At 70.3% G+C, this 26962-nt stretch carries 24 protein-coding genes; 11 read left to right on the forward strand and 13 right to left on the reverse strand.

The window, feature by feature from the left end; genetic code table 11:
- Positions 1–286 precede the first annotated feature (286 nt).
- Together VF106_RS00825 and VF106_RS00830 are read right to left on the reverse strand one after the other, a co-directional pair.
- Entirely contained in the window at positions 287–1777 is a 1491-nt protein-coding gene (locus tag VF106_RS00825; protein ID WP_330837559.1) for a hydantoinase/oxoprolinase N-terminal domain-containing protein, read from the reverse strand.
- Positions 1770–2873, reverse strand: coding sequence for an S-methyl thiohydantoin desulfurase family protein (locus VF106_RS00830; RefSeq protein WP_330837560.1), 1104 nt, complete (start codon positions 2871–2873; stop codon positions 1770–1772). The genes VF106_RS00825 and VF106_RS00830 overlap by 8 nt, the downstream gene beginning before the upstream one ends.
- A gap of 62 nt (positions 2874–2935) precedes the next feature.
- Here VF106_RS00830 and VF106_RS00835 point away from each other — a divergent pair, with 62 nt between their 5' ends.
- Complete coding sequence (locus tag VF106_RS00835) at positions 2936–4477, forward strand: PucR family transcriptional regulator (RefSeq protein ID WP_330837561.1); 1542 nt, start codon at positions 2936–2938, stop codon at positions 4475–4477.
- Positions 4478–4630: 153 nt separating this feature from the next.
- Here the strand turns inward: VF106_RS00835 and VF106_RS00840 are convergent, their stop codons facing one another.
- Positions 4631–4768 (reverse strand): lasso RiPP family leader peptide-containing protein, encoded by a 138-nt coding sequence (locus VF106_RS00840; protein ID WP_330837562.1) that lies wholly within the window; start codon positions 4766–4768, stop codon positions 4631–4633.
- Positions 4769–4853: 85 nt separating this feature from the next.
- Positions 4854–6020 carry an asparagine synthase-related protein gene (locus VF106_RS00845; RefSeq protein ID WP_330837563.1) on the reverse strand — a complete coding sequence of 389 codons (1167 nt, stop codon included), beginning with the start codon at positions 6018–6020 and terminating at the stop codon, positions 4854–4856.
- A gap of 188 nt (positions 6021–6208) precedes the next feature.
- Here VF106_RS00845 and VF106_RS00850 point away from each other — a divergent pair, with 188 nt between their 5' ends.
- The 4 genes from VF106_RS00850 (at position 6209) to VF106_RS00865 (ending at position 11265) form a co-directional block, all read left to right on the forward strand.
- Complete coding sequence (locus VF106_RS00850; RefSeq protein WP_330837564.1) at positions 6209–6310, forward strand: class III lanthipeptide; 102 nt, start codon at positions 6209–6211, stop codon at positions 6308–6310.
- A gap of 87 nt (positions 6311–6397) precedes the next feature.
- Positions 6398–9070 (forward strand): class III lanthionine synthetase LanKC, encoded by a 2673-nt coding sequence (gene lanKC / locus VF106_RS00855; RefSeq protein ID WP_330837565.1) that lies wholly within the window; start codon positions 6398–6400, stop codon positions 9068–9070.
- On the forward strand, positions 9067–10593 hold the full coding sequence (locus VF106_RS00860) for an ATP-binding cassette domain-containing protein (RefSeq protein ID WP_330837566.1): 1527 nt from the start codon (positions 9067–9069) through the stop codon (positions 10591–10593). Before lanKC ends, VF106_RS00860 begins: the two co-directional genes overlap by 4 nt.
- 15 nt (positions 10594–10608) lie before the next feature.
- A complete protein-coding gene (locus VF106_RS00865; RefSeq protein WP_330837567.1) occupies positions 10609–11265 on the forward strand; it encodes a hypothetical protein in 657 nt (218 codons plus the stop codon).
- 52 nt (positions 11266–11317) lie between these two features.
- Here VF106_RS00865 and VF106_RS00870 read toward each other — a convergent pair whose 3' ends face one another.
- From VF106_RS00870 to VF106_RS00890, 5 genes are all read right to left on the reverse strand, one after another.
- The gene (locus VF106_RS00870) at positions 11318–12445 is read right to left on the reverse strand and encodes an RCC1 domain-containing protein (RefSeq protein WP_330837568.1); all 1128 of its coding nucleotides are present in this window, start codon (positions 12443–12445) and stop codon (positions 11318–11320) included.
- Between the two features lie 121 nt (positions 12446–12566).
- On the reverse strand, positions 12567–14078 hold the full coding sequence (locus VF106_RS00875) for a carboxylesterase/lipase family protein (RefSeq protein WP_330837569.1): 1512 nt from the start codon (positions 14076–14078) through the stop codon (positions 12567–12569).
- Positions 14068–14673: a TetR/AcrR family transcriptional regulator gene (locus VF106_RS00880; protein WP_330837570.1), complete on the reverse strand. Its 606-nt coding sequence runs from the start codon at positions 14671–14673 to the stop codon at positions 14068–14070. Before VF106_RS00880 ends, VF106_RS00875 begins: the two co-directional genes overlap by 11 nt.
- Positions 14674–14715: 42 nt before the next feature.
- Entirely contained in the window at positions 14716–15573 is an 858-nt protein-coding gene (locus VF106_RS00885) for an ABC transporter permease (RefSeq protein ID WP_330837571.1), read from the reverse strand.
- Complete coding sequence (locus tag VF106_RS00890) at positions 15573–16493, reverse strand: ABC transporter ATP-binding protein (protein ID WP_330837572.1); 921 nt, start codon at positions 16491–16493, stop codon at positions 15573–15575. The genes VF106_RS00885 and VF106_RS00890 overlap by 1 nt, the downstream gene beginning before the upstream one ends.
- A 598-nt stretch (positions 16494–17091) precedes the next feature.
- On the opposite strand from VF106_RS00890, the gene VF106_RS50775 reads away from it, so the two are divergent.
- Both VF106_RS50775 and VF106_RS00900 read left to right on the forward strand, forming a co-directional pair.
- Complete coding sequence (locus tag VF106_RS50775; RefSeq protein ID WP_414638823.1) at positions 17092–17832, forward strand: sensor histidine kinase; 741 nt, start codon at positions 17092–17094, stop codon at positions 17830–17832.
- On the forward strand, positions 17829–18494 hold the full coding sequence (locus VF106_RS00900) for a response regulator (protein WP_330837574.1): 666 nt from the start codon (positions 17829–17831) through the stop codon (positions 18492–18494). Before VF106_RS50775 ends, VF106_RS00900 begins: the two co-directional genes overlap by 4 nt.
- A 12-nt stretch (positions 18495–18506) precedes the next feature.
- On the opposite strand, the gene VF106_RS00905 is transcribed toward VF106_RS00900, so the two are convergent.
- Entirely contained in the window at positions 18507–19430 is a 924-nt protein-coding gene (locus tag VF106_RS00905; protein WP_330837575.1) for an RNA polymerase sigma-70 factor, read from the reverse strand.
- A 71-nt stretch (positions 19431–19501) separates the two neighbouring features.
- Positions 19502–20083: a MarR family winged helix-turn-helix transcriptional regulator gene (locus tag VF106_RS00910; protein WP_330837576.1), complete on the reverse strand. Its 582-nt coding sequence runs from the start codon at positions 20081–20083 to the stop codon at positions 19502–19504.
- 460 nt (positions 20084–20543) lie between these two features.
- On the opposite strand from VF106_RS00910, the gene VF106_RS00915 reads away from it, so the two are divergent.
- Genes VF106_RS00915 through VF106_RS00930 form a run of 4 tightly spaced genes read left to right on the forward strand, consistent with a single transcriptional unit; the run spans position 20544 to position 24589 of the window.
- A complete protein-coding gene (locus VF106_RS00915; RefSeq protein WP_330837577.1) occupies positions 20544–21812 on the forward strand; it encodes a lactonase family protein in 1269 nt (422 codons plus the stop codon).
- A 35-nt stretch (positions 21813–21847) separates the two neighbouring features.
- A complete protein-coding gene (locus VF106_RS00920; RefSeq protein ID WP_330837578.1) occupies positions 21848–22825 on the forward strand; it encodes a diiron oxygenase in 978 nt (325 codons plus the stop codon).
- Between the two features lie 11 nt (positions 22826–22836).
- Positions 22837–23817 carry a PDR/VanB family oxidoreductase gene (locus VF106_RS00925; protein WP_330837579.1) on the forward strand — a complete coding sequence of 327 codons (981 nt, stop codon included), beginning with the start codon at positions 22837–22839 and terminating at the stop codon, positions 23815–23817.
- Positions 23818–23827: 10 nt separating this feature from the next.
- On the forward strand, positions 23828–24589 hold the full coding sequence (locus tag VF106_RS00930) for a glutamine amidotransferase (protein WP_330837580.1): 762 nt from the start codon (positions 23828–23830) through the stop codon (positions 24587–24589).
- On the opposite strand, the gene VF106_RS00935 is transcribed toward VF106_RS00930, so the two are convergent.
- Both VF106_RS00935 and VF106_RS00940 read right to left on the reverse strand, forming a co-directional pair.
- Positions 24557–25561 carry an acetamidase/formamidase family protein gene (locus VF106_RS00935; RefSeq protein WP_330837581.1) on the reverse strand — a complete coding sequence of 335 codons (1005 nt, stop codon included), beginning with the start codon at positions 25559–25561 and terminating at the stop codon, positions 24557–24559. The genes VF106_RS00930 and VF106_RS00935 overlap by 33 nt on opposite strands.
- The gene (locus VF106_RS00940; RefSeq protein ID WP_330837582.1) at positions 25527–26921 is read right to left on the reverse strand and encodes an APC family permease; all 1395 of its coding nucleotides are present in this window, start codon (positions 26919–26921) and stop codon (positions 25527–25529) included. The genes VF106_RS00935 and VF106_RS00940 overlap by 35 nt, the downstream gene beginning before the upstream one ends.
- Between the last annotated feature and the right edge of the window lie 41 nt (positions 26922–26962).

Raw genomic sequence — 26962 nt, forward strand, 5'->3', positions numbered from 1 at the left:
GCCGCCCTGACTCCACCCGGATGTCCTGAGGGCACCCTCGAGACACTCAGCCCGGATCCACCGATGATCATGCTGCCCGCGCGAGGTTCTGTGGCTCCGTGGGGCAAAGCCCGCATGGCGGGCGGTTTCACATCGCCCGGGAAGCCCGGTGCTGCGAACGGCGTGTTTGTGCCACCAGCGCTGTCCCGAAAGACGCTTTCGGGTCGTTGAACGTCATCAGCGCGTCTTTCGAGACATCGGCGATGCCCGCGTCGGGCTTGCTTGGGGGCGCCGGGCGGCTCTCCGCTCACCGCGCCGTCTTTCCGCCGGTGCTGCCGGCGCCGACCACCGAGCTGGAGATCACGCCTGGCCGGGGTGGGCCCTCGGCACGTGCCCTGAGTACCACGGCCGGTTCGGCGAGGTAGCTCAGCGGTGTCTCCTCGATCTGCTTCGTCCTGGCGCGTCGGGGATCCGCGCCAGCGCGGACCGCGGCGGTGCGGGCCGCTTCGCTGACGGCCTCTCGCATCGCGGCGTTGTCGCCGCCGTGGACGGGTACGACGCGCTCGGCCTCGCCGCCGACGGGGGCGGTCGCGACCCCGACCGCGGCCGCGGCGGCCGCCCACGGTGGGCAGCGCACGCCGAGTGTGCCGATCAGGCGGAGCGGGAGGGCGGTGGCGAGTTCGTTCGCGCCCGGGCCGCCGAGCAGCAACGGCAGGTCGCCCGGTGCGATCTTGGCTCGGTCGACCGCCTCGGCCATCGCGCGGGAGTCGACCGTTCCCGGTTCGCCTGACGGGCGGACCGGTACCTGCGCGATCACCCGCAGGCTGGTCGGCACGTCGGCGATCGCGGTGTGCCCGGCCGTCAGCCTCGGTTGGCCGGCCGTGACCGCGCAGACCGACGGGACGCTGCCGTCCGCGCGGGCCAGCGCCACCAGTGCGGCCGGCTCACCGGCGAGCCGGGCGGCACCGCGCACCGTGGCGGCGGCCGCACCGCCGTACAGCGTCAGCGGATGCGTTGCGGCGTGGTCGAGGGCCGCGATCGTGCCGTCGTTTCGGGCGAAGAACACCTCGGCGTGCCCGAGGTCGTGGTCCTCCAGGATGTTCTGCACCCTGGTGGCGTCGCGGCCCGCCGGCAGCGTCATCGCGGCCTGGAGCACGGTGGCGTTCTCACGCTCCAGCAGGCCGGGGCCGCCGATCTCGTGCGACAGCACGACCGGCACCGACCTGCCGAGTTCGGACTCCAGGATCGCCGCCGCCGCCAGTTCGTGGTCGGGAGTGAGGGTGGCGAACACGCCGGTGACCGCCACGGCCACGACCCGGCCGGCGACCGACCGCGCGAAGTCGACCAGACCGGCCTCATCGAGGGGTTCGAGGTCGGTCCCGTCCAGCCGCGCGCCGCCAGAGACACACGTGCTGGCCAGCACGACCTGCTCGCGCAGCGCGGAAGGCCACAGCGCGAGCGGGGGCACCGAGGTGGTCGCCGCGCCCAGCCGGACCACCGCGACCTGCCCGAGCTCGGCGCTCCAGCCACGGGTGCTCACGCTCGGGAACGCCACGAGGTCGTCCACCTCGCTGATGGCGAACGCGACCCGGTCGATGTCCGGCAGCGTGTTCCGCATCGCGGGGTCGTCGGCCCGCAGGGCGTACAGCACCGCGGTCAGCGCGGCGTCGGGTGTCACCGGGCACGTCAGCTGCCGTGTCGTGACGGCGACGACGTCACCTTCGGCGTCCGCCAGCGCGCCGGCGACGTGGCCGCGGTCCATCGAGACCCCGAGCCGGTAGGTGCGGGCCTCACGCAAGGCTTACCCCCAGAGGGACGTAGTCGAGGGCGAGCCCGAACGCCCGGGGACCGACGAGCCGGAGCGCCTCGGGTGACCGCCACAGCGGCGCGCACGGCAGCGCGAGCACCACGACACGCAGCCCGTACCGCAGCTCCTGCACCGGCACCGGCTCACCGCTGTGGACGTCGAACACCGTGATGATGTCCGGGACCGTCGCGCGCAGCTCGCCGTCCTCGAGCACCGCGTGGTACTCGTGCCCGGCCTCCAGCCGCAGCCAGCGCCCCTCGTCGCCGTTGACGCCCTCCAGCAGCATCGTGCGGCGGGAGTTGCTGGCGAGTGTCGCGGTCGCCGCGTTCTTCACCGGTTGCACCCCGGTCACCCTGCACTCCGCCAGCCGGACCCCGCCGAACTCCTCGGCGAGCCGGTCGACCGCGGCCGTCGTGGACGACCCCGCCGCGGCACATTCCTCGAGGACACGACCGATGTTCGTCGCCATGCTGATCGACCCGACGACCACGCTGCCGGCGGCCTGTGCCGCGGTCATCACGTACTCGCTGCTCACCCCTCGGTCGCCGAACGCGGTGGTCACGCTGCGTGCGAGCCGTTCCAGCCACTCACCGGACTCGGCCTGCACCATGACCACACGTTCGTGTTCGTCCGCGAGCACCGAGGGGCTGGCGGTGATCCCGGCCGCCTGCATCGAGACCTGCTCGACGCCGGGAAACGCGCGGCCCATCCCGTCGGCGTCCAGCATCGGCAGGCCGGCGTTGGCGGCGAGCGCGACCGAACCGGGGCCGTTGAAACCGCCAACCTCGGTGGACATCAGCGCCGCGACCGGGCGCCCGAAGTGCGCCTCGACCTGGCGCCGGATGCCGACCGACTCGCGTCCGGTGCCGATGCGCTCGATGTACACGTCGGGCGCGCCGAGATAGGCGCACGGCATCACCAGGTCGTCCGGCGACAGCTCGGACAGCTCGACCACCGGCACGGGGCCGTGCTCGGCGACCGCGTGCAACGCAAGGGGCAACCCCTGCCCGGCCGGTCCACCTCCACCCGCGCCCAGCACGTCACACCCTCGGGCGTACGCGGGGAGGTTGGCCTTGTCGAACAGCACGCGGCACATGCTAGTAGGCTGATCACGCAGCGTGGTTAGCCTCGCACAACAGGAAATAGGTCGTGTTTATCGCGCAACGACAATCCGCGGACCAGACGGGCGCCGCGAGCGTCCGGGAACTGCTGTCCGCACCGGACCTGTCGTCGCTGACGCTGCTGGCCGGGGACGCGGACCGGGTCGTGCGCTCGGTGCGCATCGTCGCCGAACAACGCGAACTGCGTGCGCTGACCACCGACCAGCTGGCGATCGTGCTACCCAGGGTTTTCCTCGAGGCCCAGGGCCACCAGTTCGACGTGGCGCTCCGCGACACCGCCGCCACCGGCGCGGCCGCCGTGGTGCTGACCGGGATCGACGAGGGTTCGGTCGAGCCGACCGCCAAACGCATCGCCGACCGCCACGCGCTCGCCCTGCTCACCGCCCCACCCGGCACCGAGCCGACCTCGCTCGTGATCGCCGTCGGACGTGTACTCGTCGGTGACGTGAGCATCGCCCTGGCCCGCGTCGACACCGCCCGGCACCTGATCGCCCAGGCGGAGAGCACCGAGGGGGACAAGGCGGCCGCGATCCTGGCCGCCGCGGCCGAGGCGCTCGCCACCAACGTCGCGATCCGCGATCCCGACCACACCGAACCAGCCGCCCTCGTCGAGGTGGACGGCGGCGCCGACGGGTACGTCACCGCCGCTTTGCCCGACCGGGCGGCGGGGGCCTGGGTGATCGCGGCACGCACCGTCGTGCGGCTCGCGGCGGACGCCTACGCGCGGGCCGTCGCGGAGAGTCGGCGGACCGACCTGGCCCCGATCCAGGACCGTGGTCGGTTGCTCGGCGAACTGCTGCTCGCCCCCGAGTCCGAACGTGCCCCGCTGGTGGCGCGGGCCAGGACGCTCGGGGTCGCGGTCGACGGCTGGCACCAGGTGCTGCGGTTCGAGCTGTCCTCGTCACGGGGCGAGTCGACTGGCACCACCCACCTCGACGCCGTCGGCAACACCACGCTCGACGCGGTCCACGCCGGCAACGGAACGGACGGTGCCGGCTGGTACGGCACCCGAATCGGCGGCGACGTGCTGCTGGTCCGCACCACGGAAACCAACCCCGGCCGGGCCGCGGCACGCGCCGCCCACCAGGCCGCGACGGCCGCGCTCACCGCCGCCAGAGAACGGTTCCCCGGCCTCGTCGTCCGGTGCGGCATCGGCGGAGCGCACCGGCGGGCCGAGGGACTGCGTACGTCCGCCGCCGACGCCAGGGCGGCGCTCGCGGCCACCCGCCAGTCCGTGCCCACACAGGACATCGTCGCGATCGACGCGCTCGGCCTGAACCCCATGCTGGTCGAGTGGTACGCCTCCGACATGACCCGCGCCTCGGTCGACGATCTGCTCGCCCCGCTCACCGAACTCGGCCCCCAGGCCGCCGAGGACTCCGTCCGCACCCTGCAGTCCTATCTCGACCACCAGAGCTCACCGGCGAAGGCGGCGAAGGACCTCAACGTCCACCCGCAGACGATCACCTACCGTCTGCGCAAGATCACCACGTTGCTCTGCGTCGATCTGGGCGACCCCGAGCAACGACTCGCTCTCCAACTCGCCTGCCGCGCCTGGCTGATGCGCTGACAAGCTCTCGTGGGCAAGGGGACCTGTCGCCGACGTGGTGGGCATTGGACGTTCGGCAGGGGACGCGTCCCGCGCCAGCACCGGGAGGAGGATTTGTTGGTGTCCACTATGCCCTGTTCGGCGACAGGTCCCGCTCGCCTTGACGGCGCCGGATCAGGAGAAGGTCAGTTCCCCGAAGAGGGAACCGGCAGGGAAGTCCGCGTCCAACCGTCTGCCGCTCGACTGACCGAGCGTCAGTTCCGGCACTGTGCCGAGCTCATCCAGCGTGGGCGGGACATATTCTTTCTTCATATCAACTCCTTTCGGTGAACCATCGACCGGCGGCGAACGCCGGCCCATGGTCAGTCGCCCGCCTGGCACGGTCCGTTAACGCCGACTACGCAGCGAATCCACTCAGCCACGCCTGTTGCAGCAGCATCGCGGTGGCCGGCGGGGGCAGCTCCGACAACCAGGCCGCCCGTAGCGCGACGGGGTCCACAAGGCGCTCGTCCACCCCCTGCCCGTCCCAGGTACGCGCGAACGCACGGGAGAGCGGACCGAACCGTGACGAGTTGAACGCCGCCTTGTCCCGGCGGCCAAGCACGTTTTCCGGCAGCAGCCCCGCCGCGAGCAGGCGCATGCCCGCCGTGCGGGTCAGAGCGCCCCAGCGGCCTCGGAAGCTCGCGTAGGACGCGACGAAAGCCGGGTCGCTCAACGGTTCCACGAGCAGCGCGCCGGCAGCGTCGACGACACGCGTTCGTGTCGCAGCGCCGATCGTCACCGCCCGCGGCGCCAGCGCCCCCCACACGCTGCGATCCCAGCGCAGGGGCCGGGTCCGGGCCGTCCGCACGGCCTCGGCGAGCGCCACTCGCCGCGCGGCCGGGCGCAGCCACGCGGCGTCGCCTGCTTCGCGGAACGCCAGCGCGCCACGTACCAACGCCGGCGCTACGCACACCGCCACCAGCCGCCTGTCCGCTGCCGTGAGCCCGCGTCCCCGTCGCCGCGCCACCGCGCGCAGGACCGCGATCCGGTGACCGCCGAGGACCTCGTCGCCGCCGTTGCCGGTGACGAGAGCGCCGCCTCGGGCGTACCGGGACAGCAGCAGCGTGTTGCCCAACGCCGCCGGATAGGTGGGATGGCCGTGCGCACGCAACACAGGCGCCGTCAGCGGGCCGATGAGGTCCAGTTCGGTGGTGACGTCGTGCCGCACCCAGTCGACCGGCAGCCCTCGCTCCTTCAGGTGAGCCACGACCAGCTCCTGCCAGTCCGACTCGTCGGCCGCCGGGTCACCGGGATACCGGAAGGTCACCGCGACCGGCGGGTCGAGGCCCTCCCGCGCCGCGAGGTCCGCGGCCAGCGCCAGCAGCAACGACGAGTCCCGACCACCCGAGAACGCCACGACGCACGGTGAACGGACCAACGCCGGCAGCAACGCGGCCCGCACCGCGTGCACCGGGTCCGGATCGACGGCCGTGGCCCGCGGCGCGACGGTGCCCACCGGCTGCCCGAGGGCGACCTCCAGTGCCGACAGGACAGGCAGCCCGGTCACGGCTCGAACCGACATCGGGACACTCCTTTCGACACGGTGCTAGAGGGGTCGCCGCCGCGTTGCCCGCCGTTACCTGGGCACCCGCGTGTCCGGCATGGGCAACGAACACCGACAGATGGGCAACCGCCACCGATGTCCCCGCGCACCCACACGGCCAGTGTTGAGGCACGAAAACCTGTGAGCCGTAGGGGAGGTGAACGGTCATGAACGTCCTCGGTCTTCAGACGCTCGAGCCGCGTGTCGCGGACAACAGCGCGCTGGGCTTCAGCACCTCGAGCAGCTTCGTGCTGTGCTGCAACGACTAGATCGGTTGACCGCGGTCCATGTGGGATTCCCCCGCCCACATGGACCGCTCCGTTCACCCCCGCCACCCACGAAGCACAGAGGTAGTCATGCGCGACGAACGTTGGGTCAACCGGTTCAACTACGCCTGGAACGACACGCTGTTCTACGACCCGCTCGACGTCTACTACACCCCGCGGCGCGACCACTTCCTGGCCGAGCTGCCGCAGGACGTTCGGTCACGGTTCGTCCGCGCGGGGATCTGGTGGAGCTACCGGCACAACCCCACGCTGCCAACGCAGGGCTGGAAGATCCACGTGTCGGCGACCCAGCGCAACGTGCGCGAGGTGGCCGCCGCGGTCATCGGGCACCTCACCACCCGCGGCGTCGACTTCAAGATCGCGCTCGATCTCAACATCTTCGAGATGCTCAACCAGAAGCCGATGGGACGGGGCAGCAGCGGCAAGCTCATCACGATCTACCCGCGCGACGACGACGAGTTCCGCGACTGCCTGGCCGAGCTCGCCGATCTCCTGCGTGACGCGGCGGGCGCCTACGTGCTCTCCGACATGCGTTACAAGGACAGCAAGGCGCTCTACTTCCGGTACGGGCAGCTCCTCGACACCCACAGCGTCGACGCGATGGGCCGGAAGAAGCCGCACATCACCGGCCCCGACGGGCGGATCGCCGACGACCGGCGACCGGTGTTCACGAAGCCCTGGTGGTTGCCATGGCCCTTCAGCGACTGGAAACCCGACGACGACCCCGGGTCCGGTGACCTCCTCGGTGGACGCTTCCGCGTCACCGACGCCATCCAGTTCTCCAACACCGGCGGGGTCTACCGGGCGCAGGACACCGCTGACGGCGACCGGCTCGTGGTGCTCAAGGAAGCACGGCCCCACACAGGCGTCAACCCGCGCCAGGACCACGACGCGGTCGACATCCTCGGTCGCGAGTGGACGTTCCTCAACCGGCTGGCCGACACCGGCTGCTTTCCCGCGCCGATCGCCACGTTCCGCCACTGGGAGCACCATTTCATCGCCGAGGAGTTCGTCGAGGGCGTCGACTTCCGCTCGGTCCTGCTCGACGACAACCCGCTCATCCGGCCGGGGTTCGACCTCGAACGGTCGCGGCACTACCTGCGCACGTTCGTCAGGGTGTTCCGCGGGCTGGCGCGTGCGATACAGGCCGCCCACGAGCGCCAGGTGATCCTCGGCGACTTCACCCCGGCCAACCTGATCGTCGATCCCTACACCTTCGAGGTCGTTCTCGTCGACCTGGAGTCGTGCCGCCTGGCCGAGTCCGACGCCGACGACGCGCACCTGCAAGGCTCGGTCGAGTTGTTCACGCCAGGATTCAGCCATTCCCGGCGCCATCGTAACGCGGCCACGACGGACGACGACCTGTACGGCCTGGCGATGACGATGGCCTACTTCGTGTTCCCGGTCGCCGCCATGTCCTTTCTGCGCGAGGACGTCCTCGACCTCTACCGGACCTACACCGACGCGCTCGGCTGGCCGGCGCGGATCCACGAGCTGCTCACCGATCTGGCGCAGGCACGGATCTCGCTCGCCGACGTGCTGCGGTTCCTCGACGACGAGGCGGACCTGGTCGGCGCGGTCGTCGTCCCAGCGGCCGAACCCGTTGCCGAGGAAGCACTTCGGCCCGCCGACGTGACGGCCGGGATCGCCGCGTTCGTCGCCGCCTCGGCCGACACCGACCGGGCCTCGCTGTTCCCCGTCGACCCCTTCGCGCACATCACCAACCCCCTGAGCCTCGGCTTCGGCGCGAGCGGTGTCCTGTGGGCACTCAACGCCTCCGGCTGTCCCGTACTGCCCGAATGGCGGCGATGGCTGCGTGACCGGCTGGCGGCCATCGACGTCGACGAGTATCCGGCCGGCCTCATGAGTGGCCTGGCCGGGATCGCGTGGGCGGCCGACGGTCTCGGGCTGCACACACAGGCGAGGGAGTTGCTGGCGCGGGCCAACGAGGCCGGCGCCGAGGACTACACGTTCTACTATGGACTCGCCGGGCTCGGCATGACCAACCTGCGTTTCTACCTCCAAAGCCACGACGAACGGGATCTCGCCGCGGCACGGGAATGCGCGCACGCACTGTCCGCCGCCGCCCTGCGTGACGGGCGGTGGGTCTACTGGCTCAACGACTTCGCCTCCAAAGGCCCGCTGACCGGCCTCGGGTTCGGCCAGGCCGGCGTCGCGATGTTCCTGTTGCGGATGCACCAGATCACCGGCGACGCGTCCTGTCTGAGGCTGGGGGAGGGTGCCCTGGCCTGGGAGATGGCGAACGCGGAACCCCAGGACGACGGTTCGGTCATGTTCGTCCACGAGCGGACCGGAATGCCGTACGTCGAGGTGGGTGCCGCCGGTGTCGCGCAGGTCCTGCTGCGCTACGGCGACCTGGACGCCGCGCGGACCGTGCTGCGGGGTGTGCGTGTCGGCCACACCTCGTTGGGCGGCTACGGGTTCGGCATGAGCGGGATCGCGGACGCGATGCTGGACGCGGCCACGATCCTCGGCGATCCGTCCTACCGGGACACCGCGGTGCGACAGCTGGCGCACGTCCGCGAGGTGTTCCTGTTCGAGCCACCGGCGCGGTTCGGGATTCCGCGCCGGGACGGGATCGCGCCGCTGGCGCTCCCCGGTGACGGCTTGTTGCGCTGCTCCTGCGACCTGATGACCGGCTCGGCCGGTGCGCTCCGGGTGTTCCACCGCCTGCGCACCGGCGGTCCGGCCGACTTCCTGCTGGACGAGGTGGCGCGGTGAAGGAGTTGTGGCGGACGCTCGCGGGGCACCGACGACAGTTCCTGGTGATCCTCGTCCTGGAGGCGGTCACCAGCGGCACCGAGGCTCTGTTGCACCCGCTGCTGCTCAAGGCGCTGTTCGACGTGGCTGTCCTGTCCCAGGACTTCGGCAGGTTCGGTGTCCTCGGTGCCTGCTACCTGCTCTTCGGCGTCACCCTCAACCTCGCCGTGTACTGGGTTTCCGTGTGGCGCAAGCGGTTCGAGAACACGTGCGCGCTCTCGCTGGAGATGGAGCTGCTGGACCGCACACTCGGCCTGGACGGCCGCCGGATATCGCGGGACGGGCACGCGTCGTACGTCAGCCGGGTGCACAACGACGTGCGCGAGGGTCTCGTGCCGGCCGTCGACGTGTCGATCCGCCTCGCGCGGCAGGCGACCGCGTCCGTCGTGCTGGTCGGTGTGCTGCTGTACCTGTCCTGGCAGGCCGGCCTCATCCTGTTGATCGTCCTGCCGCCGCTCGTGGTGGTGAGCAAGCGCATCGCCAGGAGGATCGAGGACAACACCGGGTCCGAGCGGGAAGCCGAGGCGCGGTATGTCGACACGCTCGCCGGAACGCTCTCGTCCTTCCAGGCCCTGCGCGGCTTGTCGCTGTTGATGCCCGGCACGCGGGCGACCTGCCGGGCGGAGCTTCGGCGGTACCTCGACGTCACCTTCGTCAACTATCAGCTCGGCCAGAAACAACGCACCCTCAGCGACCTCGTCATGAACGTGTCCGACACGGCGTCGCTGATCGTCGGCGCGTACTTCGTGTTCGCCGGCAGACTGTCGTTCGGTGGTTTCCTGGCCTTCGTCAACAGCCTGTGGCGTGCCCTCACCGGGATCGTCGCCATCATCAACATGATCCCGGAGCTCCGCCGCAGTTCCGCCGTCCTCCAACGAATCCACGCCCTCCGAGAGTCCCAGACCGCGCCCTACCACGACGCCGGACCGCTGGTGCTCGTCGAAGGCGCCCGGGTCCACTACGGCGACGAGGTCGACGTGACGATCGACGACTTCGAGCTGCGTCCCGGCGAGCACGTCCTGCTGCGTGGCCCCAACGGTTGTGGGAAGACCACGTTGCTGCGTGTCGTCGCCGGAACACTCGCCCCCGACGCCGGCGTGGTCACGTTGCCATCGCGAGTCGCGTCGTTGATCGCGCCGGTGCGGCTGCCGCCCCTGCCGGTCCGTGAGCTGGTCGCCGACGAGCGCCTGCTCGCGTCGATGGGGCTGACCGAGCTGGCCGACCAGCTGCCAGCGGACCTGTCCTCGGGTCAACGGCAGAAGGTCGGCGTCGCCGCGCTCCTGTGTGAGGACGCGGAGGTCTACCTGGTCGACGAGCCGTTCGCGAACCTCGACGCGGGCGGCAGGGACCTGGTGCTCCGGATGCTGGAGGAGCGGACCAGCGGCCGCGGTCTCGTCGTCGTGCACCACGGTGACGAAGCGCTCGACGGCCGGTTCGACCGTGTGGTGACCCTGCAGGGCACCAGCGCGCAGGGCCTCGCCTAGCTTTAGCCTTGTCGCGTGTCGGAGGACGGCTTGGCGTGGCTCGACCTGCTCGCGGTCGATCGGATCGGGGCGATGCGGGCGTTTCTCACGGCGTGGTACCCCGAGTCCGTTCCCGGTGCGGTCGCGCCGGTGGTGACCGGGGTGCCGGCGGCATTGGCCGCGCTGTACGCCATCGCGGCCGGGCGGCCGGAGGTGTTGGGCACGCAGAACGAGGTGCTGGTGCCCGACAAGCTGCGGACCGATCCAGCCGAGGGGTTGGTGGTCTTCGCGGGGGAGAACCAGGGGAACTTCTGGTGGATGTTCGAGCCGGACGAGGACGACCCGACGGTGTGGCGGGTCCCGTCGGGTGGCACCCCGGAGGCCGAGGGGGAGCCGCTGAGCGGCTTCCTCGTTCAGTTCTGTCTGTTCGAAGCGCTTTCGGGCACGCTGACGGCCGGCTCGTCGATGACACCGCCGGAACAGGCGCGCCAGGTGACGTCCGTGCTGCGTGAGGTGCCGCTGGCGCCGTGGAGCTGGCCCGCCGAACAGACCCGGTTCTTCGTCGCACCCGATCTGGTGGTGTACGCCGGCACGTTCGACGACACCGTCGAGCTCGTGGCCGGGGCACGCACCCCCGCCGCGTTCGCGCCCCTGAAAGCCACCGACGTCCCATGGGAAGTCTTCGGCGAATGACCACACGAGAACGGGCGGCCGGCGCGACACGCCGACCGCCCGATCCCTCACCTCACTGCAACGCGAAGGTGGAGTAACCACCCGCGATCACGCCCGTGATCCCCACCAGACCCGACACCTCTGTCGGTCGTGTGCGGTTGGTCGTGGTCCCGTCGCCGATCTGGCCTTCGCTGTTGCTTCCCCAGGCCCGGACCACACCGCCGGTCGTCAACATGACGCTGTGATCGAACCCGGCGTCGATCGCGATCGCGTTCTCGCCGCCGACGGCCGTCGACACCGGGAACACTCGCGGGCTGGTGGTGGTGCCGTCCCCGAGCTGGCCTTCGTCGTTCAGGCCCCAGGCCTTGACCCGGCTGTCGGCCATCAGCGCGAGGCTGTGCTGGCCGCCGCAGGCGATCGCGATGACCTTGCCGTTGAGGCTGTCCGTGTTCACCGTTGTCGGAAGTGGACTGTCGGTGGTGTTGCCGTTGCCCAGCTGACCGTTGGTGTTGTCGCCCCACGCCCGGATCACCCCGTTGGAGGTCAACGTCATGACGTGCCGCCGTCCCGTGGCGATCGCCTTGACCGTGACCAGGTTCTGCACCGGGGCCAGCGTGGCCCTCGGCTCCTTGGTGCCGTCGCCGAGCTCGCCGTTGCCGTTGCTGCCACAGGTCATCACCTTGCCGTCGGACAGCAACAACACGGTGAAGTTGTCGCCAGCGGCCAGCGCCTTGACCCGGCTCAGCCCGAGGTTCACCTGCACCGGGGTGAGCCGGTCGGTGCCCTCGACGCCCAGACCGAGCTGGCCGATGAGGTTGCGGCCCCAGGCGAACAGCTTGCCGTCGGCCGTCAGCGCCAGACTGTGGCCCGAGCCGGCGGCCACCGCCACCACGTTGTTCAGGCCCGGGACCGGCGCCGGCGTCGCGCGGTCGGTCTTCGTGCCGTCACCCAGCTGGCCGTTGCTGTTGTTGCCCCAGGCCCGGACGGTGCCGTTGGACAGCACCGCCAGGCCGAAGCCCGACCCTTCCGCGAAGGCGATGACACCGGTCAGGTTCGGCACCGGCGCCGGCAGTGCCCGGCCGGTCGTCGTGCCGTCACCGAGCTGCCCGGAGTTGTTGCGTCCCCAGGCCAGCAAGGTGCCGGGCGTGACGGCGGCGGTAGCCCCCGGGTCCGCCATCTCGTCGGTTCTCGTCGTGGTCATCTTCTGCTTTCCATCCCCTCCCGCGACGTTCGCGCGGTATGACATGGAGTCCACAGCAGAAAACCGGACAGCGAATCGGTAACCGGTGCCTATCCGAACCGGCCGGGCTACCCATGTTTGGTCAGCCCAGGGCCAGCGGCCGGAACTCGTGGTGTTGCCAGAGCCGCCGGGACGTCTCCTCGGGGTAGGCGGTGACCGCGGGGGTGGCGTCGAAGATCTGGGTCAGGCGCTGTTCGTTGTCGAACGCGGGCCAGCCGGGGTCGCCGGTGGTGGCGAACGCGGTCCACGCCGTGCGGAACTGGTCGGACAGTCGCGCTGTCTCGGCGGGTGGTTCTGGTCCGAGGAGCAGTGGGCCGAGGTCGGCGTCGGTGGTGCCGAACAGCAGCGGGAGGTCCAGGCCGTGGCACGCGCCGAGGTGGCCGCCGGCTCCGGGGGCGGGCCAGGTCAGCTCGTACAGGTGGGCGCGGCCACCGCCGGCGACCTGGGCTTCGGCCAGGCGCAGCGTGGGCATGCGGAACAGCCAGTCGGACTGCACACGCTCGTACAGCTCCTCGGCCGACGCGTCCGGGAAGGCCGACCGGTAGGGCAGGTCCGCGCCGAAGACCCGCAGTGCCCAGGCCGCGTCCTCGTCGGTGATCTTGCCGAGTTTGCCGAACATGCCCATGAACAGCCGGCATTCCTCGCGGTTGTGGCCGGTGATGAGCGCGACGTCCCGAGCGGCGCCGCCGGCCAGGGCCTGCCACGGCGTGGTCGGCAGCACCTCGCCGTCCACGACCGGCGCGAACAGCGTGTCGCCGTGCTCGGCCCACACGCCCCATCCCGCCGGTCGCGCGGCGCCGGCCACCGCCTCGCCGGACAGCGCCAGCTCATAGGGGTCCACAGTGGACAGGTCGGCGGCGGTCGGGCGCAGGCCGCGGTGTGCGGCGATGGCGGTGGTCACCCCGGCGGCCAGCTCGGGGGACAGGAACGTGCCGGGGACGCTCTGGGCGATGGCACGGCCGAACAGACCGTTCGCGGACGGCATGGCCAGCAGTGCGGCGATCGTGCCGCCGCCTGCCGACTCGCCGAACACCGTGACCTGGTCGGGGTCGCCGCCGAACGCGCTGATGTTGTCGCGCACCCACTCCAGCGCGGCGACCTGGTCGAGCAGGGCGCGGTTGGCCGGCGCGCCCTCGATGGCGGCGAAGCCCTCGATGCCCAGCCGGTAGTTGCAGCTGACCACCACCAGGTCGCCGTGCCGGGCGATCCGCTTGGCGTCGTAGCCACCCTGGGACGACGAGCCGAGTTTGTAGGCCCCGCCGTGGATCCACACCATCACCGGGCGGCGCGCGGCCGGGTCGGGCGCGGGTGTCCACACGTTGACCGTCAGCCAGTCGTCGGTCGGCGGCTTCGGCAGGCTGACGCCGGCCGGCCGGAACGTGCCGAGGTCCTGGGGTGCGGTCGGGCCGAAGGAGAACGCCTCCCGCACACCGTCCCAGCGCGGCGCGGGTTGGGGTGCGGCGAACCGGGCGGCGCCGACGGGCGGCGCGGCGAACGGGATGCCGCGGAAGACGGCCAACCCGTCCTCCCAACGGCCCCGCACGGCTCCGGCGGCGGTGCGTACCTCGGGTTCGACGGACACCTCAGTCGTCATCGGCTGCGCCTTTCTGATGGGGAGCGAGGAGTGCGGAGGCCGTTCGCATGAGCCGGTCGGTGAACTCGTCCGCGTCCAGTGGCGCCGGACCGTCGACCACCCACGTGTGCACGACGTCGCCCCAGCCGCCGGTCAGCAACATGGCGAGATCCTCGAGCAGGCGGTCGTCGAGGCGGTCGCCGTACATCATGCGGACGAGTCGCCGGTTGATCGGCAGGAAAAGGCTGTTGAGCGCCCTGCTCAGGGCGAACCCGCACGAGCTGGTCAGCAGCGCCCGGTAGAACGCCCGGTGGGCGGCCATGTGCCGGGCCACCGCGAGCGCCCGCGCGTGCCCGTCGCCCGGTCCTTCGGTGACCTGGGGCAGGAGCTCGCGGCGGGCCAGGTCGAGCGCGGCCTCCAGCAGCAGCGTGTCGCGGTCGCGGAACTGCTGGTACACCAGCCGCCGGCTGACGTCCGCGGCCTCGGCGAGGTCGGAGATCGGCACGTCCGCGGTCCCGCGCTCGGCCACCAGCCGCACCGTCGCGGACATCAGCGCGGCCCGGGACCGCCGCACTCGGCGGTCCCGGGCCGGTGGCAACGTCGGCGACTCCAGCATCCTTAGATGATGCACACTTGAGAAAAAACTCGCAAGTGTTACCTACACGTCCTTCCCGCGGATCGTGAGGACGGCCGCGCCGATCACGACCACGACCCAGGCGCAGAGGACGGTGACCCCGGCGCCCGCGCTGAGCGTGCTGCCGCCGGCCGCGCCGACCTCGGTGAAGGAGGCGGCGGCGGAGCTCGGGAGGAAGCGCAGGATGGTGTCCCAGCTGTCGGGGAGGAGCGCGCCTGCGATGTTGGGGAGGATGAGGATGCCGCCGACCAGGGCGCCGATGCTGCCGGCGGTGTTGCGGAGCAGGATGCCGAGTCCGAGGCCGAGCAGGGCGATCGCGGTGATGTAGCCGACCATGCCCACGAGCGAGGTCAGCACGCCGTCGTCGGTCAGGGAGACGGTGGGGGAGTCGTTGGCGGACAGGATGCTCATGCCCGCGCCGTAGGCGCCGAGGACGCCGATGGCCGCGGTGGGGATCGCGACGCTGGTGAGTGCGACGGTCTTGGCGATGACGACCTGCCAGCGGCGGGGCACGGCCGCGACGGTGGCGGTGATCATGCGTGAGCTGTACTCGCGGGCGCCGGCCAGGCTGCCCAGGACGCCGATGAGGAGCACGGCGAAGGTGGAGCCGGTGAGGACGGTCGCGAGGGGGCCGCTGCCGCCGAAGGGGTCACCGCCGCCTCCCGGTCCGCCCTCCGGGGAGATGGAGCCGGTGGACGCGGCCGCGGCGATCGCGCCGAAGGCGATCATGACGAGGGCGACCGACGCCATGCCGATCCAGGTGCTGCGCAGGCTGCGGATCTTGATCCACTCCGCGCGGACGGCCCGGCCGAAGGTCTGGGGGTGAGTGGCGGTCGCCGCCCTTTCCGCGGGGCGGGTCGACCGTTCGAGCGTGGTGGTCATCAGGCTGCCTTCCTGGTGGTGCCGGCGTACTCGACGCTGTCGCGGGTGAGTTCGAGGTAGGCGGACTCGAGCGAGGCCGTGATCGGGGTCAGTTCGTGGATGCGGAGCCGGTGTTCGGTGGCGATGTCGCCGATGGCGGCGGAGGTGAGGCCGCGGACCTCGAACCGGCCGGGATCGCGGGTGGTCAGGGTGACGCCGTCGCCGGCGAGCAGCGGCGCGAGCGTGCCGGCGTCCGGGGAGACCACGATGACCGCGCCGCCGCTGGAGGACTCCTCGATGAAGTCGTCGATGGTGGTGTCGGCGAGGATGCGGCCCTGGCCGATGACGATCAGGTGGTCGGCGACGAGCTGCATCTCGCTCATCAGGTGCGAGGACAGGAGCACGGTGCGCCCCTCGGCGGCGAGTTCGGCGAGCAGCTCGCGGATCCACTGGATGCCGTCGATGTCGAGGCCGTTGACCGGTTCGTCGAGGAGCAGGACGGCCGGATCGGCGAGCAGCGCGGCGGCGATGCCGAGGCGCTGTCCCATGCCGAGGGAGAACGACTTCGCCGGCTTGTGTGCCACCTCGCTCAGCCCTACCGAGGCGAGGACCTCCTCGACCCGTCGCTTGCCGATGCCGACGGTGGCGCCGAGGGCGAGGAGGTGGTTGCGGGCGCTGCGGCCGCCGTCCACCGCTTTGGCGTCGAGCAGCGCGCCGACCTCGGCCAGCGGTGCGCGGGACGCGGCGTAGGGGTGGCCGTTGACGAGCGCGGTGCCGGAGGTGGGCCGGTCGAGGCCGACGATCATGCGCATCGTGGTGGACTTGCCGGCCCCGTTGGGCCCGAGGAAGCCGGTGATGACGCCCGGCCGGATGGTGGCGGTGATGCCGTCGACGGCGGTCTTCTCGCCGTAGGTCTTGGTCAGTCGCTGTAGCTCGATCATGCCGACAACGATGCGGGAAACCGGGGCCGTCCGCGTCGTCCCACTGTGGACACTTGGGACGGTCGGAAGTACTGCGTTCGTGGTACGTCCGCCGTGTCCGCCTACCACGGCCAGAAGACGACGGGGGCCACTGTGGACGTCTAGGTTGATCGGTATGAACGGGTCGGCGGTCCGGCGGTGGGTCTCCGGCCACCCCCTGCTCCAGGACACCGTCCTGGCGTGCGCCGTGGTGGCCGCGGGGGTCGGCAGCGAACTGAGCGGGATGCGGGGCCAGACCGACGGCGTCATCACCACCCGTGACGTGGCGGCGATGGCCATCGCGCTGCTCGCCATCCTCACGCGCCGCCTGCGGCCGAAGTACACCCTGGTCGCCACGGCCGTCGCGGCGGCGGTGCTCATGGTGGCGACCGGCACCCAGCTGCCGGTGCTCTTCGCCGCCCTCGTCATCGTCACGTTCACCATGACCTCGCGCACCGACCGCCGCTCCGGTGCGCTGCTGGCCGGCCCGATCGCCGTCGTTCTGTACTTCGTCGACGCCTACGTCAGCACGGGGTCCGCGTGGTCTCCCCAGAGCCTTGGGTTGGTGGCCTGGATGGGGATGGCCGCCGCCGTCGGTGACGCCATCCGCAGCCGTCGCGCCTACATCGCCGCGGTCGAGGAACGAGCCCGGCGCGCCGAGCAGACCCGCGAGGAAGAGGCCGCGCGGCGCGTCATCCAGGAGCGGGTGCGGATCGCGCGCGAGCTGCATGACGTGGTGGCCCATCACATCGCGGTCATCAACGTGCAGGCCGGCGCCGCCAGCCACGTCCTGCACCGGCATCCCGTGCAGGCCGACCGGGCGCTCACCCACATCCGCGCCGCCTGCGACACGGTGCTCGCCGAACTCGCCTCGATCGTCGGCGTCCTGCGCGAGCCAGAGGACAGCACAGCCCCCGACACCGAACCCGTGCGAGGGCTCGCCCGCCTCACCGACATGCTCGACGCGCTCGCCGCCGCCGGGCTGACCGTGGCGCGCAAGCAGATCGGCCAGGCACGGGAACTGCCCGCGGTGGTGGACCTCGCCGCGTACCGGATCCTGCAGGAGGCGCTCACCAACGCCCACAAGTACGGCACCGGCACCGCGAGCCTCACCATCACCTACACCACCGACGCCATCACCCTCGACGTCGTCAATCCCATTGCCACCGAACGCATCCCCACCCGATCCGGCTACGGGATCCTCGGCATGCGAGAACGCGCTGCCACCGCGGGTGGCAGTCTTGACGCCCAGGCCCGGCCGGACGGGCGTTTCGTTGTGCACGCCGAACTGCCCGCCCCAGCACTGAAAGCGATGACATGATCCGGGTGCTGCTCGCCGACGACCAGACCCTCATTCGCGCCGGCTACAAGATGATCCTCGACGCCGAACCCGATCTCGAGGTCGTCGGCGAGGCCGTCAACGGGCGTGAGGCCGTGTTCCTGGCGCGCACCACCCGCGCCGACGTCGTGTTGATGGACATCCGCATGCCCGAGGTCGACGGCATCGAGGCCACCCGCCGCATCGCCGCCGACGACGACCTGGCAGGCGTCCGGATCCTCGTGCTGACCACGTTCGAGAACGACGAGAACGTCCTGCACGCGGTCCGCGCCGGCGCCAGCGGCTTCCTCGGCAAGAACGTCGGGCCGGACGAACTGATCCACGCCGTCCGCGTCGTCGCCGCCGGCGACGCCCTACTCTCCCCGAAAGCCACCCGAGGCCTGGTCCAACACGTCCTCGACCAACCCGACCCCACGCCGCAGCCTGCGCTCGAGGGGCTCACCGACCGCGAACGCGAGGTCCTCGTCCTCGTCGCCCACGGTCTGTCCAACGAGGACATCGCCGAACGCCTCACCCTGTCCCCGCTGACCGCCAAGACCCACGTCAACCGCGCCATGACCAAACTCGGCGCTCGCGACCGCGCCCAACTGGTCGTCATCGCCTACCGATGCGGTCTTGTCCGGCCAGGCGACACCCCGCCATGACGCGGTACACGCTCAGCGGCTCAACGCGGTCTCCCGCTCCACCCGCGACAGCTTCTCGGGATTGCGCACGTAGTAGAGCCCGGTGACCAGGCCGTCGTCGATCCGCATCGCCAGGACGCCGTCGATCTCCCCGTTGAGCCGCATGATCAGCGCCGGGTAGCCGTTGACCTGCACCGGTTCGAGCGCCACCTGGCCCCGGAACCTGTTCAGTCCGGCGTTCAGCAGGCGAGCCGCCTTGTCCGCACCCACGAGCGGCCGCGGCACGGCCTGCTTGACCCCGCCACCGTCGGCCAGCAGCACGACGTCCGGCGCGAGAACGTCGAGCAGTCCCTGCAGGTCACCCGTCTCGACGGCATGTTGGAACGCGGTCAGCGCGGCCCGGGACTCCGCAGGGGAGACGACGTCGCGCGGCCGGCGCGCGGCGACGTGTGCCCGTGCCCGGTGGGCGATCTGGCGTACCGCGGCGGGGCTCTTGTCGACGGCGTCGGCGATCTCGCCGTAGCCGAGGTCGAACACGTCGCGGAGCACGAACACCGCGCGTTCGGTCGGGGTGAGTGTCTCCAGCACCAGCAGCATCGCCATCGAGACGCTGTCGGCCAGTTCGACGTCGTCGGCCACGTCGGGTGAGGTGAGCAGCGGTTCGGGCAGCCACTGGCCGACGTAGGACTCCTTGCGGCGGCCCAGTGTGCGCAGCCGGTTGAGTGCCTGGCGGGTGGTGATCCGCACCAGGTAGGCACGCTGGTCGCGCACGGTCTCGAGATCGACGTCCACCCACCGCAGCCACGTCTCCTGCAGGATGTCCTCCGCGTCCGCCGCCGAGCCCAGCATCTCGTAGGCGACGGTGAAGAGCAGGTTGCGGTGGGCGACGAACGCCTCGGTGGCGGGGTTCGGACGGTCGTCCTCGCCACGGGCCTCTGGTCCGCCGGCAACTCGCATGGTGGCTCCTGTTCGCTCTCGACGATGTCTCCCACAGGACACCGCGCCCCACCGTGTTGTGACACGAATTCTCAGGTGGGTTCGTGTTCGGAACAGTCGAGACGCAGCTGGGCGTCCGGGAAGTCGGCGCCGACGAACCGGCAGTGGTGGGGGAGCTCGGGGGTGGCCGGTTCGGCCGGGCGGTAGAAGCGGCACGTCACGCAGGTGCGCGAGACCGGGATCGCCCGGTGCTGCTGCAGCACGCGGATCATCGTGACGGTCCCGCGGAGCATACTGGCCACGTCCTCGGGCGTGAGCGCGGCCAGCGCGGCGCGCAGGGGAGGGGGAACCGTGGCCAGCCGGGTGGCTTCCGCCTGTCCCGCGGCGGTCAGCGTGAGGTTGACCGCCCGGGTGTCGGCCAGGTCCCGGGACCGCTCCAGCAGACCCTTGGCGACCAGGCTGCGTACCGCGTCGCTGATCGTCGGGGCGGTCGAGGCCAACGCCGTGACGAGGTCACCCTGACGGCACGACGGAGGGTGGCCGGCGAGATGCCGGATGATGTCGGCCTGCAACGGGGAGATCCGGGCACTGCCGGCATTGTCGAAGGCACCCAGCCGCATCGCCTGCCCGAGCCGACTCAGCCCGACCAACAGCTGCTCTTCTGGTGTGCTCACGCCGCCGCCGCTCCCGCTCCGTGGCGACGCAGTGCTCGATGATTCGCTCCGCAAGCTCCGCTCATGGCTCCGCAGGCCCCGCTCCACCGTCGCCCTCCGCGGGCTCGGCGGCGTCCTGAACGTTGATGGTTCGCTCCGCAGGCTCCGCTCACGCACCGCCCTCTCGCCGTCACATCACGTCGCCGTGGTTGTTGGCACTGCCGACCGATACTACTGTTGGCAGTGCCAACTAGCTTTTCCGGGGGTTGATCTTACTGGGGTGCCTCACCCGTCGCGGGTGATTGTCTGTGAATACAGTGCGCTGTCGACTTTTCCGGCGCACCGATTTGTGCTGTCCATATTCATTGAATTAACAACGTTAGCGACAGTGATATGACTCACATGGAGTATTTAACGTAGTCAGCGCGGACTCTTTTCGCTTTGCCGGTCGGCGCCCAATGCCAATTCGTGGAGGAAAGAGATGCACATCCTCAGTGGTGTGAACATGATGTCGCAGGAACTCGTCCTGGTGCACGCGGAAGAGGACAAGATCGCGCGTGTGCCCATCAGCGGTGTTCCCGGCCTGCGGCCGGCGAGCCCACAACACTCGCTGATCATGCCGGACGAAAAGACCGTCTACATCACCACGGACGCTCTTCCGCCCTTCCCTGCGTCGATCATCGCGCTGTCACTGAAGGAGATCGACTGGGACGCCGGCACCGCGGAGGTGGAGCTGCTGCAGAACCTGCTGCTGGACGTCATGGGCACGCCGTCGGACATGCCGAACGTCAAGCAGACCGACGACGCGCAGCCGATCATGCCCTGGACCCGGCCGCTGTTCACCCAGACACACGCCCCGACGCTGCTGCCCGGGTCCTCGTTCCTCTACACAGCGCACTACACGGACGACCGCCTGCGTGGCTTCAAGATCAACCGTGACGGGACGCTGGACCCCCGCGTGCTCTACTCCGACCGCCCGGTGACCCGCCAGACGCACGGGATCAGCTTCAACCCCAAGGGCACCATCGGTCTCGGCGTCGGTTACGACTACGACATCAGCGACCTCCGCGTCCTCGAGGTCAACCACTACACCGGCGAGCTCGAGGTCACGCGCACCATTCCGCTGGGGACACCGGAGGAGTACGGCGCGTTCGTGCACCGTGCCGTCTGGCTCGACAACCGGTACGCCTACCTCGGGACGATGCAGGTGGGCCCGACCTCCCGGACGCGCCCGGCGGCGACCACCTCCGTGCGGCACCCGGATCCGCCCGCGCCGTCGGGCGACAAGCTCGTCGGCCCGAGCGTGTGGCTGATCGACACCAAGACGAACACCGCGGAATGCGTCATCCGCCCCACCGACTCCGAGGCGGGCGCCGGGATGTTCCGGCCGCCGTCGGACGTGGCGGTCGCGGCCGGGAAGCTGTACGTGGCAGAGGAAGACTCGTGGACGCCGACGGATCTGCCCGGCGGCTACGGGACGACCGGCTTCATCTCGGTCTGGGACATCGCCAACCCCGCCAAGCCGTGCTTCCTCAAGCGCCTGCGTCCCGGGCACGAACTGCCCGACGACTTCCGGAACGCGCACACGGCCACCGCCATGTTCGACGAGGAATCCGTGTTCGTGTCCAGCTTCGTGAGCAATCACCTCGTCCGGATCGACACCGCCACCGACAAGGTCGCGAAGGTGTACACGGCCGAGGACGGGCTGGACATGTTCCACGGCGAGTTCGCGGCCGGTCGCAACGGCTGACGCGCCACTTCGAAAATTATTCTGGAGTAAAGGTAATGCTGGACAACGCCGCCCACGCAACCGAGCAGAACGGGCACGAAGAACCGTCCCAGACCCGGATACTGATCGACCGGCTCGCCACGAACTGGTCGCGCCGGGCACAGGTGAAAAAGACCGAGCTGGAGCCGTTGTTCGTGCCCGGCCGGGAGGACTTCCTGGAGAGCCTGCTCCCGTTCCGGGAAATGCCCCAGTTCCAGTCCTGCTCACCCGAACTGAGGTCGCGGGTGCTGAGCTGCGGCTGGCTGATGTACAACGCGAAGACCACGCAGATCGAGAACGAGATCGTGAACCCGATCTGCCTCGACATCATGTCCGGACAGCTGCCGGGCCTGAACGACGAGGGCTCACAGCTCGCCGTCGGCGAGACCATGGTGGACGAGGTCTACCACATTCACCTGGTCGAGCGATCAAGCCGGCTCACCCGCCGCCGCCGAGGGCTGGAAGGACTCGCCATTCCGGAGTTCAACCTGGTCTCGCACATGCGGCGGCGGCAGGCCGAGTTCAGCGAGCCATGGCAGAAGCGGATGGTGCAGTTCGCCACCGCGGCGGTCTCGGAGATCTTCATCAGCGACTACCTGCACCTGCTGAGCGAGGCCGAGGAGATCCAGCCGTTCAACCGGATGACCGTGGCCGCGCACCGGCACGACGAGATGGTGCACGGCCCGCTCTTCCGGTCGCTGACCGAGCTTTTCACGCGCGAGCTGTCACCGGCCGAGGTGGCGTTGTTCGCCGAGCTGCTACCCGAGCCGGTCACCTGGTTCGCGGACCGGGAACTGGACGTCTGGCTCGCGCTGCTGGAGCAGATCGAGTTCCCCCACGCCGAGGAGATGATCCGGGAGGTTCGAGGCGCGGGGGCCGTCGACCTGAACGCCCTGGACCACTCCGGTGTGGTGTCGATGGCGCGGGAGCTGGGACTGATGGAAACCGATGCCGCCCGCGAGGCTTTCCACCGTCGCGGTCTGGTCGGCGTCTGAGGGGGATCACCATGACGACAGACACGTCATTCACGACGGTGCTCGAGGAGGGCACCACACTTCTCGAGGTCAGCCAGCGACGCATGGCGGCGGACGGCGTCGTGACGCTGACCCTCGCCGACCCGTCCGGGCAGGACCTGCCCGCCTGGTCGCCGGGCGCGCACATCGACCTCGACCTCCCGGACCTCGGCCTGACCCGCCAGTATTCGCTGTGCGGTAGCCCGGCCGACCGGTCCGAGTGGCGGATCGGGGTGCTCCGGCAGCCGGACGGTCGCGGCGGCTCGGAGTACGTCCACGACGCGCTCCGGGTCGGCACTCGCGTCGAGGTCCGGGGGCCGAGGAACAACTTCCCGTTGCTCCCCGCCCAGCGTTACCTGTTCATCGCAGGCGGGGTGGGCATCACCCCGATCCTGCCGATGATCGAGGCGGCCACGGCCGACGGCCGGCAGTGGGAGCTGCTGTACGGCGGTCGCAGCCGCCAGTCAATGGCCTTTGTCGCCGACCTCGCGGCCTACGGTGACCGGGTGCGGGTGCACCCGCAGGACGAGGCTGGGCTGCTGCCACTGGCCTCCTACCTGGCGAACCCGCGCCCGAACTGCCTCGTCTACTGCTGCGGCCCCGAGCCGCTGATCGAGGCGGTCGAGCAGTGGTGCGCCGGGTGGCCGGACGGCATCCTGCACACCGAACGGTTCGCGGCCCGACGCGAGCCGGCCGTGCGGGCGGACAAGACCTTCGACGTGGTGTGCCACCGATCCGGGCGCACCCTGGAGGTCAAGCCGGGCCGGTCCATCCTCGAAACCGTGGAGGCGGCGGGCATCTCGCGGCTGTCGGCGTGCCGGGAGGGCGTCTGCGGGACGTGCGAGACCCGCGTCCTCGACGGCGTGCCCGACCACCGCGACACCGTGCTCAGCGCGGACGAGCGGAAGTCCGGCGAATCCATGATGATCTGTGTCTCGCGCTCGTCGAGCGCGCGGCTGGTACTGGATCTGTGACGGAGGAACCATGACAGGGGAGGTCATCGCCGTCCGGCACGTCGCCTTCGAGGACCTGGGCGTGTTCGGGGACGTGCTGACCGAACGCGGCTTTCGGATCACTTATGTGGACGCCGCCAGGGAACACGTCCTGCGGCGGGTCCACGAGACCGATCCGGCGTTGCTGGTGCTGCTCGGCGGCCCCGTCGGCGCCTACGAGGACGAGAGCTATCCGTTCATCGAGGCGGAGAAGACGCTCGTCCGGGACCGGGTGGCCCGGGGGCTGCCGTTGCTGGGGATCTGCCTGGGCGCGCAGGTGATCGCGGCCGCGCTGGGCGCCCGGGTGTATCCGGCGGAGTCGAAGGAGATCGGCTGGGCTCCCGTGCGACTCTCGCCGGCCGGTGCCGACTCGCCGCTGGGGGAGCTGACCGGGCCGGTGCTGCACTGGCACGGCGACACCTTCGACCTCCCCGAGGGAGCGGTCCACCTCGCGTCGACGCCGGCCTGCCACAACCAGGCCTTCTCGATCGGCGAGCACACGATGGGACTGCAGTTCCATCCCGAGGTGTCCGGTGACGCCCAGGAGTCCTGGCTGGTCGGGCATGCCCACGAGATCGCGCACACGCCAGGCGTGACGGTCCAGGGGCTGCGGGAAGCGGCCCGGCAGCAGGTCGACGCCGTGCGGCAGGGCAGGGCGTTCTTCGGCCGCTGGCTGGACTCGCTCGTCCGTGCCGAGCTGTCGCCCCGGGGCGGCGCCCGCTCAACCGTGCAGTCGGGCAGCCCTGCCGCGTAGGTCGGCGTGTATCCCGCCGTACGCGGGGTCGGCGGGCACCAGCGACTTGGGGATCTTGCTGGTGACGGTGTAGATCGGGTTGCACACCTGGGCCACCGGGGCGAGCGCGGCCTGGGCGACGATCTGGTAGGCGTCCATGCGGTCGACGTGGCACAGGTCGGACAGCCACCCGGTCATGTCCACCTGCGCGACCCGGTACGCGTTCTCCAGCGGACGGGCGGCGCCGACGGTCATCAGGTGCGTGTCGGACTCCAGCCGTGGCCACGGGGTCGGCGTTGCCGGGATCAGATCGACGATGACCACCGTGTTCATGGCCACTTCGACACCGGTGCCGCACGCCTCGCCCTCGCCCTGGCGGGCGTGCCCGTCACCGAGAGAGAACAGCGCGCCCTCGACGTTGACCCCGAAGTAGGCGGTCACCCCCGCACGCATCTCCGGGGTGTCGAGGTTGCCGCCGTGCGAGTCGGGCACCAGCGCGGAGCGCGCCTCGAGAGCGGCGGGCGCCACGCCGACCGTGCCGTGCATGGGATCCATCGGGAACTCGATGGTCAACTCCGCGCTTTTGGCGTGATAGGTGACCGTGCGCCGCGCGTTGTCCAGCTCGTAGAGCCACACGAGCTCCGGCAGCGCCTCCTGCAGCGTCGCCGTGTGAGCGTCGGAGGTGAGCGCTCCGAAGAACGGCACGGTCGTCGCCGCGCCGATGTCGCGGGCCGGTTCGATCGACACGAAGTGCAGCGCGAGCGTGTCGCCCGGCTTCGCACCGTCCACATAGAACGGTCCGGTCTGCGGGTTGAGGAACGGGAACTCACACACCTGGGACACCAGGTCCCGTTCCGTGCGGATCTTGCCGGCGAAGCAGTCCTCGGTCCACAGCGACAGCGCGTCGCCGGGCCTGATCGTGCGGACCGGGGCCACGCCGCCGAAGGTCCAGGCGAACTCACTCGGGTCGGGCCGGTACTCGATGACCTCCACGTCGCCTCCTCAACAGCAGCACTGCCATCACAACGATCCCGATCCCAAGCCACACCAGCCCGACCGCCTGTGCGGCCACCTTCGCCTCGACCACCACGTAGCCGAGAATGGCCATGCCGCACAGGGGAACCACCAGGTGCCGCAGGTAGTCCCGGCTGCGCTGACGGACCAGGTAGTGCACGATCACCGACACGTGTAGCAGCAGGAACGCCGTCAACGCGCCGAAGTTCACCAGCGTGGTGAGCAGCGAGACGCCGTTGTCGTCCCGGAAGGTCATGCCGGCGCCGACCACGACCGAGATCGCCGCGACCAGGAACGTCGCTCGCTCGGGAACCCGGTGCCCGGGATGGACCTTCGCGAGGAAGCCCGGCAGTTGGCGGTCACGCGCCATCGAGTACAGCAGGCGGGAGGTCGCCGCCTGCGCGACCAACGCGTCGGCGAACCCCCAGGCGACCGCGGTCGTCACCGCCGTCAGCACGTACAGCCAGTGCCCGCCGGCGTACTCGGCCGCGTCGTAGAAGGCGGTGCCGGCCGTGTCGCCCTCGGCCAACAGCCGCTCCCGGTCGGGCACGAGCAGCGCGGCGACCCAGGTCTGGACGACGAACAGGACGGCGACGAGCAGCAGCGACAGCACGGTCGCCCGCGCCACCTGCCCGCCGGCCTCCCGGTTCTCCTCCGACAGCGTGGAGATCGCGTCGAAGCCGAGAAAACTCAGCGCCGCCAACGAAACCGCACCGAAGATCAGCCCGACGGAGAACGTGCCGGAGTCGTACAGCGGCGAGAACGCGTCCCCGGTGGCCTTGCCGCTCACGAGGGCGACCACACCGACCACCAGGAAGATCGCCAACACGACCAGCTCGACGACGAGCATCACCCGGTTGGTCCGTGCGGTGAGCTCGATACCGAAGTAGTTGACGACCGTGTTCAGGACGATGAACCCGATCACCCACACCACGACGGGAACGCCGGGCACGAAGGCGTTCATCGCGATGCCGGAGATGATGTACAGCAGAGCGGGGATGAGAATGTAGTCCAGCAGGATCTGCCAGCCGGCGATGAACCCGAACGGCGGCGCGATACCCCGGCCCGCGTAGGCGTACACCGAGCCGGCCAGCGGAAACGCCTTCGACATCTGCGCATAGGACACCGCGGTGAACACCATCCCGACCGCGCCGATCGCATACGCCAACGCCACCATGCCACCAGCGGCGGCGAACACACTCCCGAAGATCCCGAACGGCGCGATCGGCACCATGAAGATGAGCCCGTATATGAGCAGATCCCAGAACGAGAGCGACCGCTTGAGCTCCTGCCGGTAACCGAACCGCTCGACGTCCCGGCTGGCGTTCCCGTTCGGCATAAATCGAATTACAGCACCCGACACCCCGAGACGAAAGCCCC

The sequence above is a fragment of the Actinophytocola sp. genome (assembly GCF_036378875.1).
Lineage (GTDB): Bacteria > Actinomycetota > Actinomycetes > Mycobacteriales > Pseudonocardiaceae > Actinophytocola.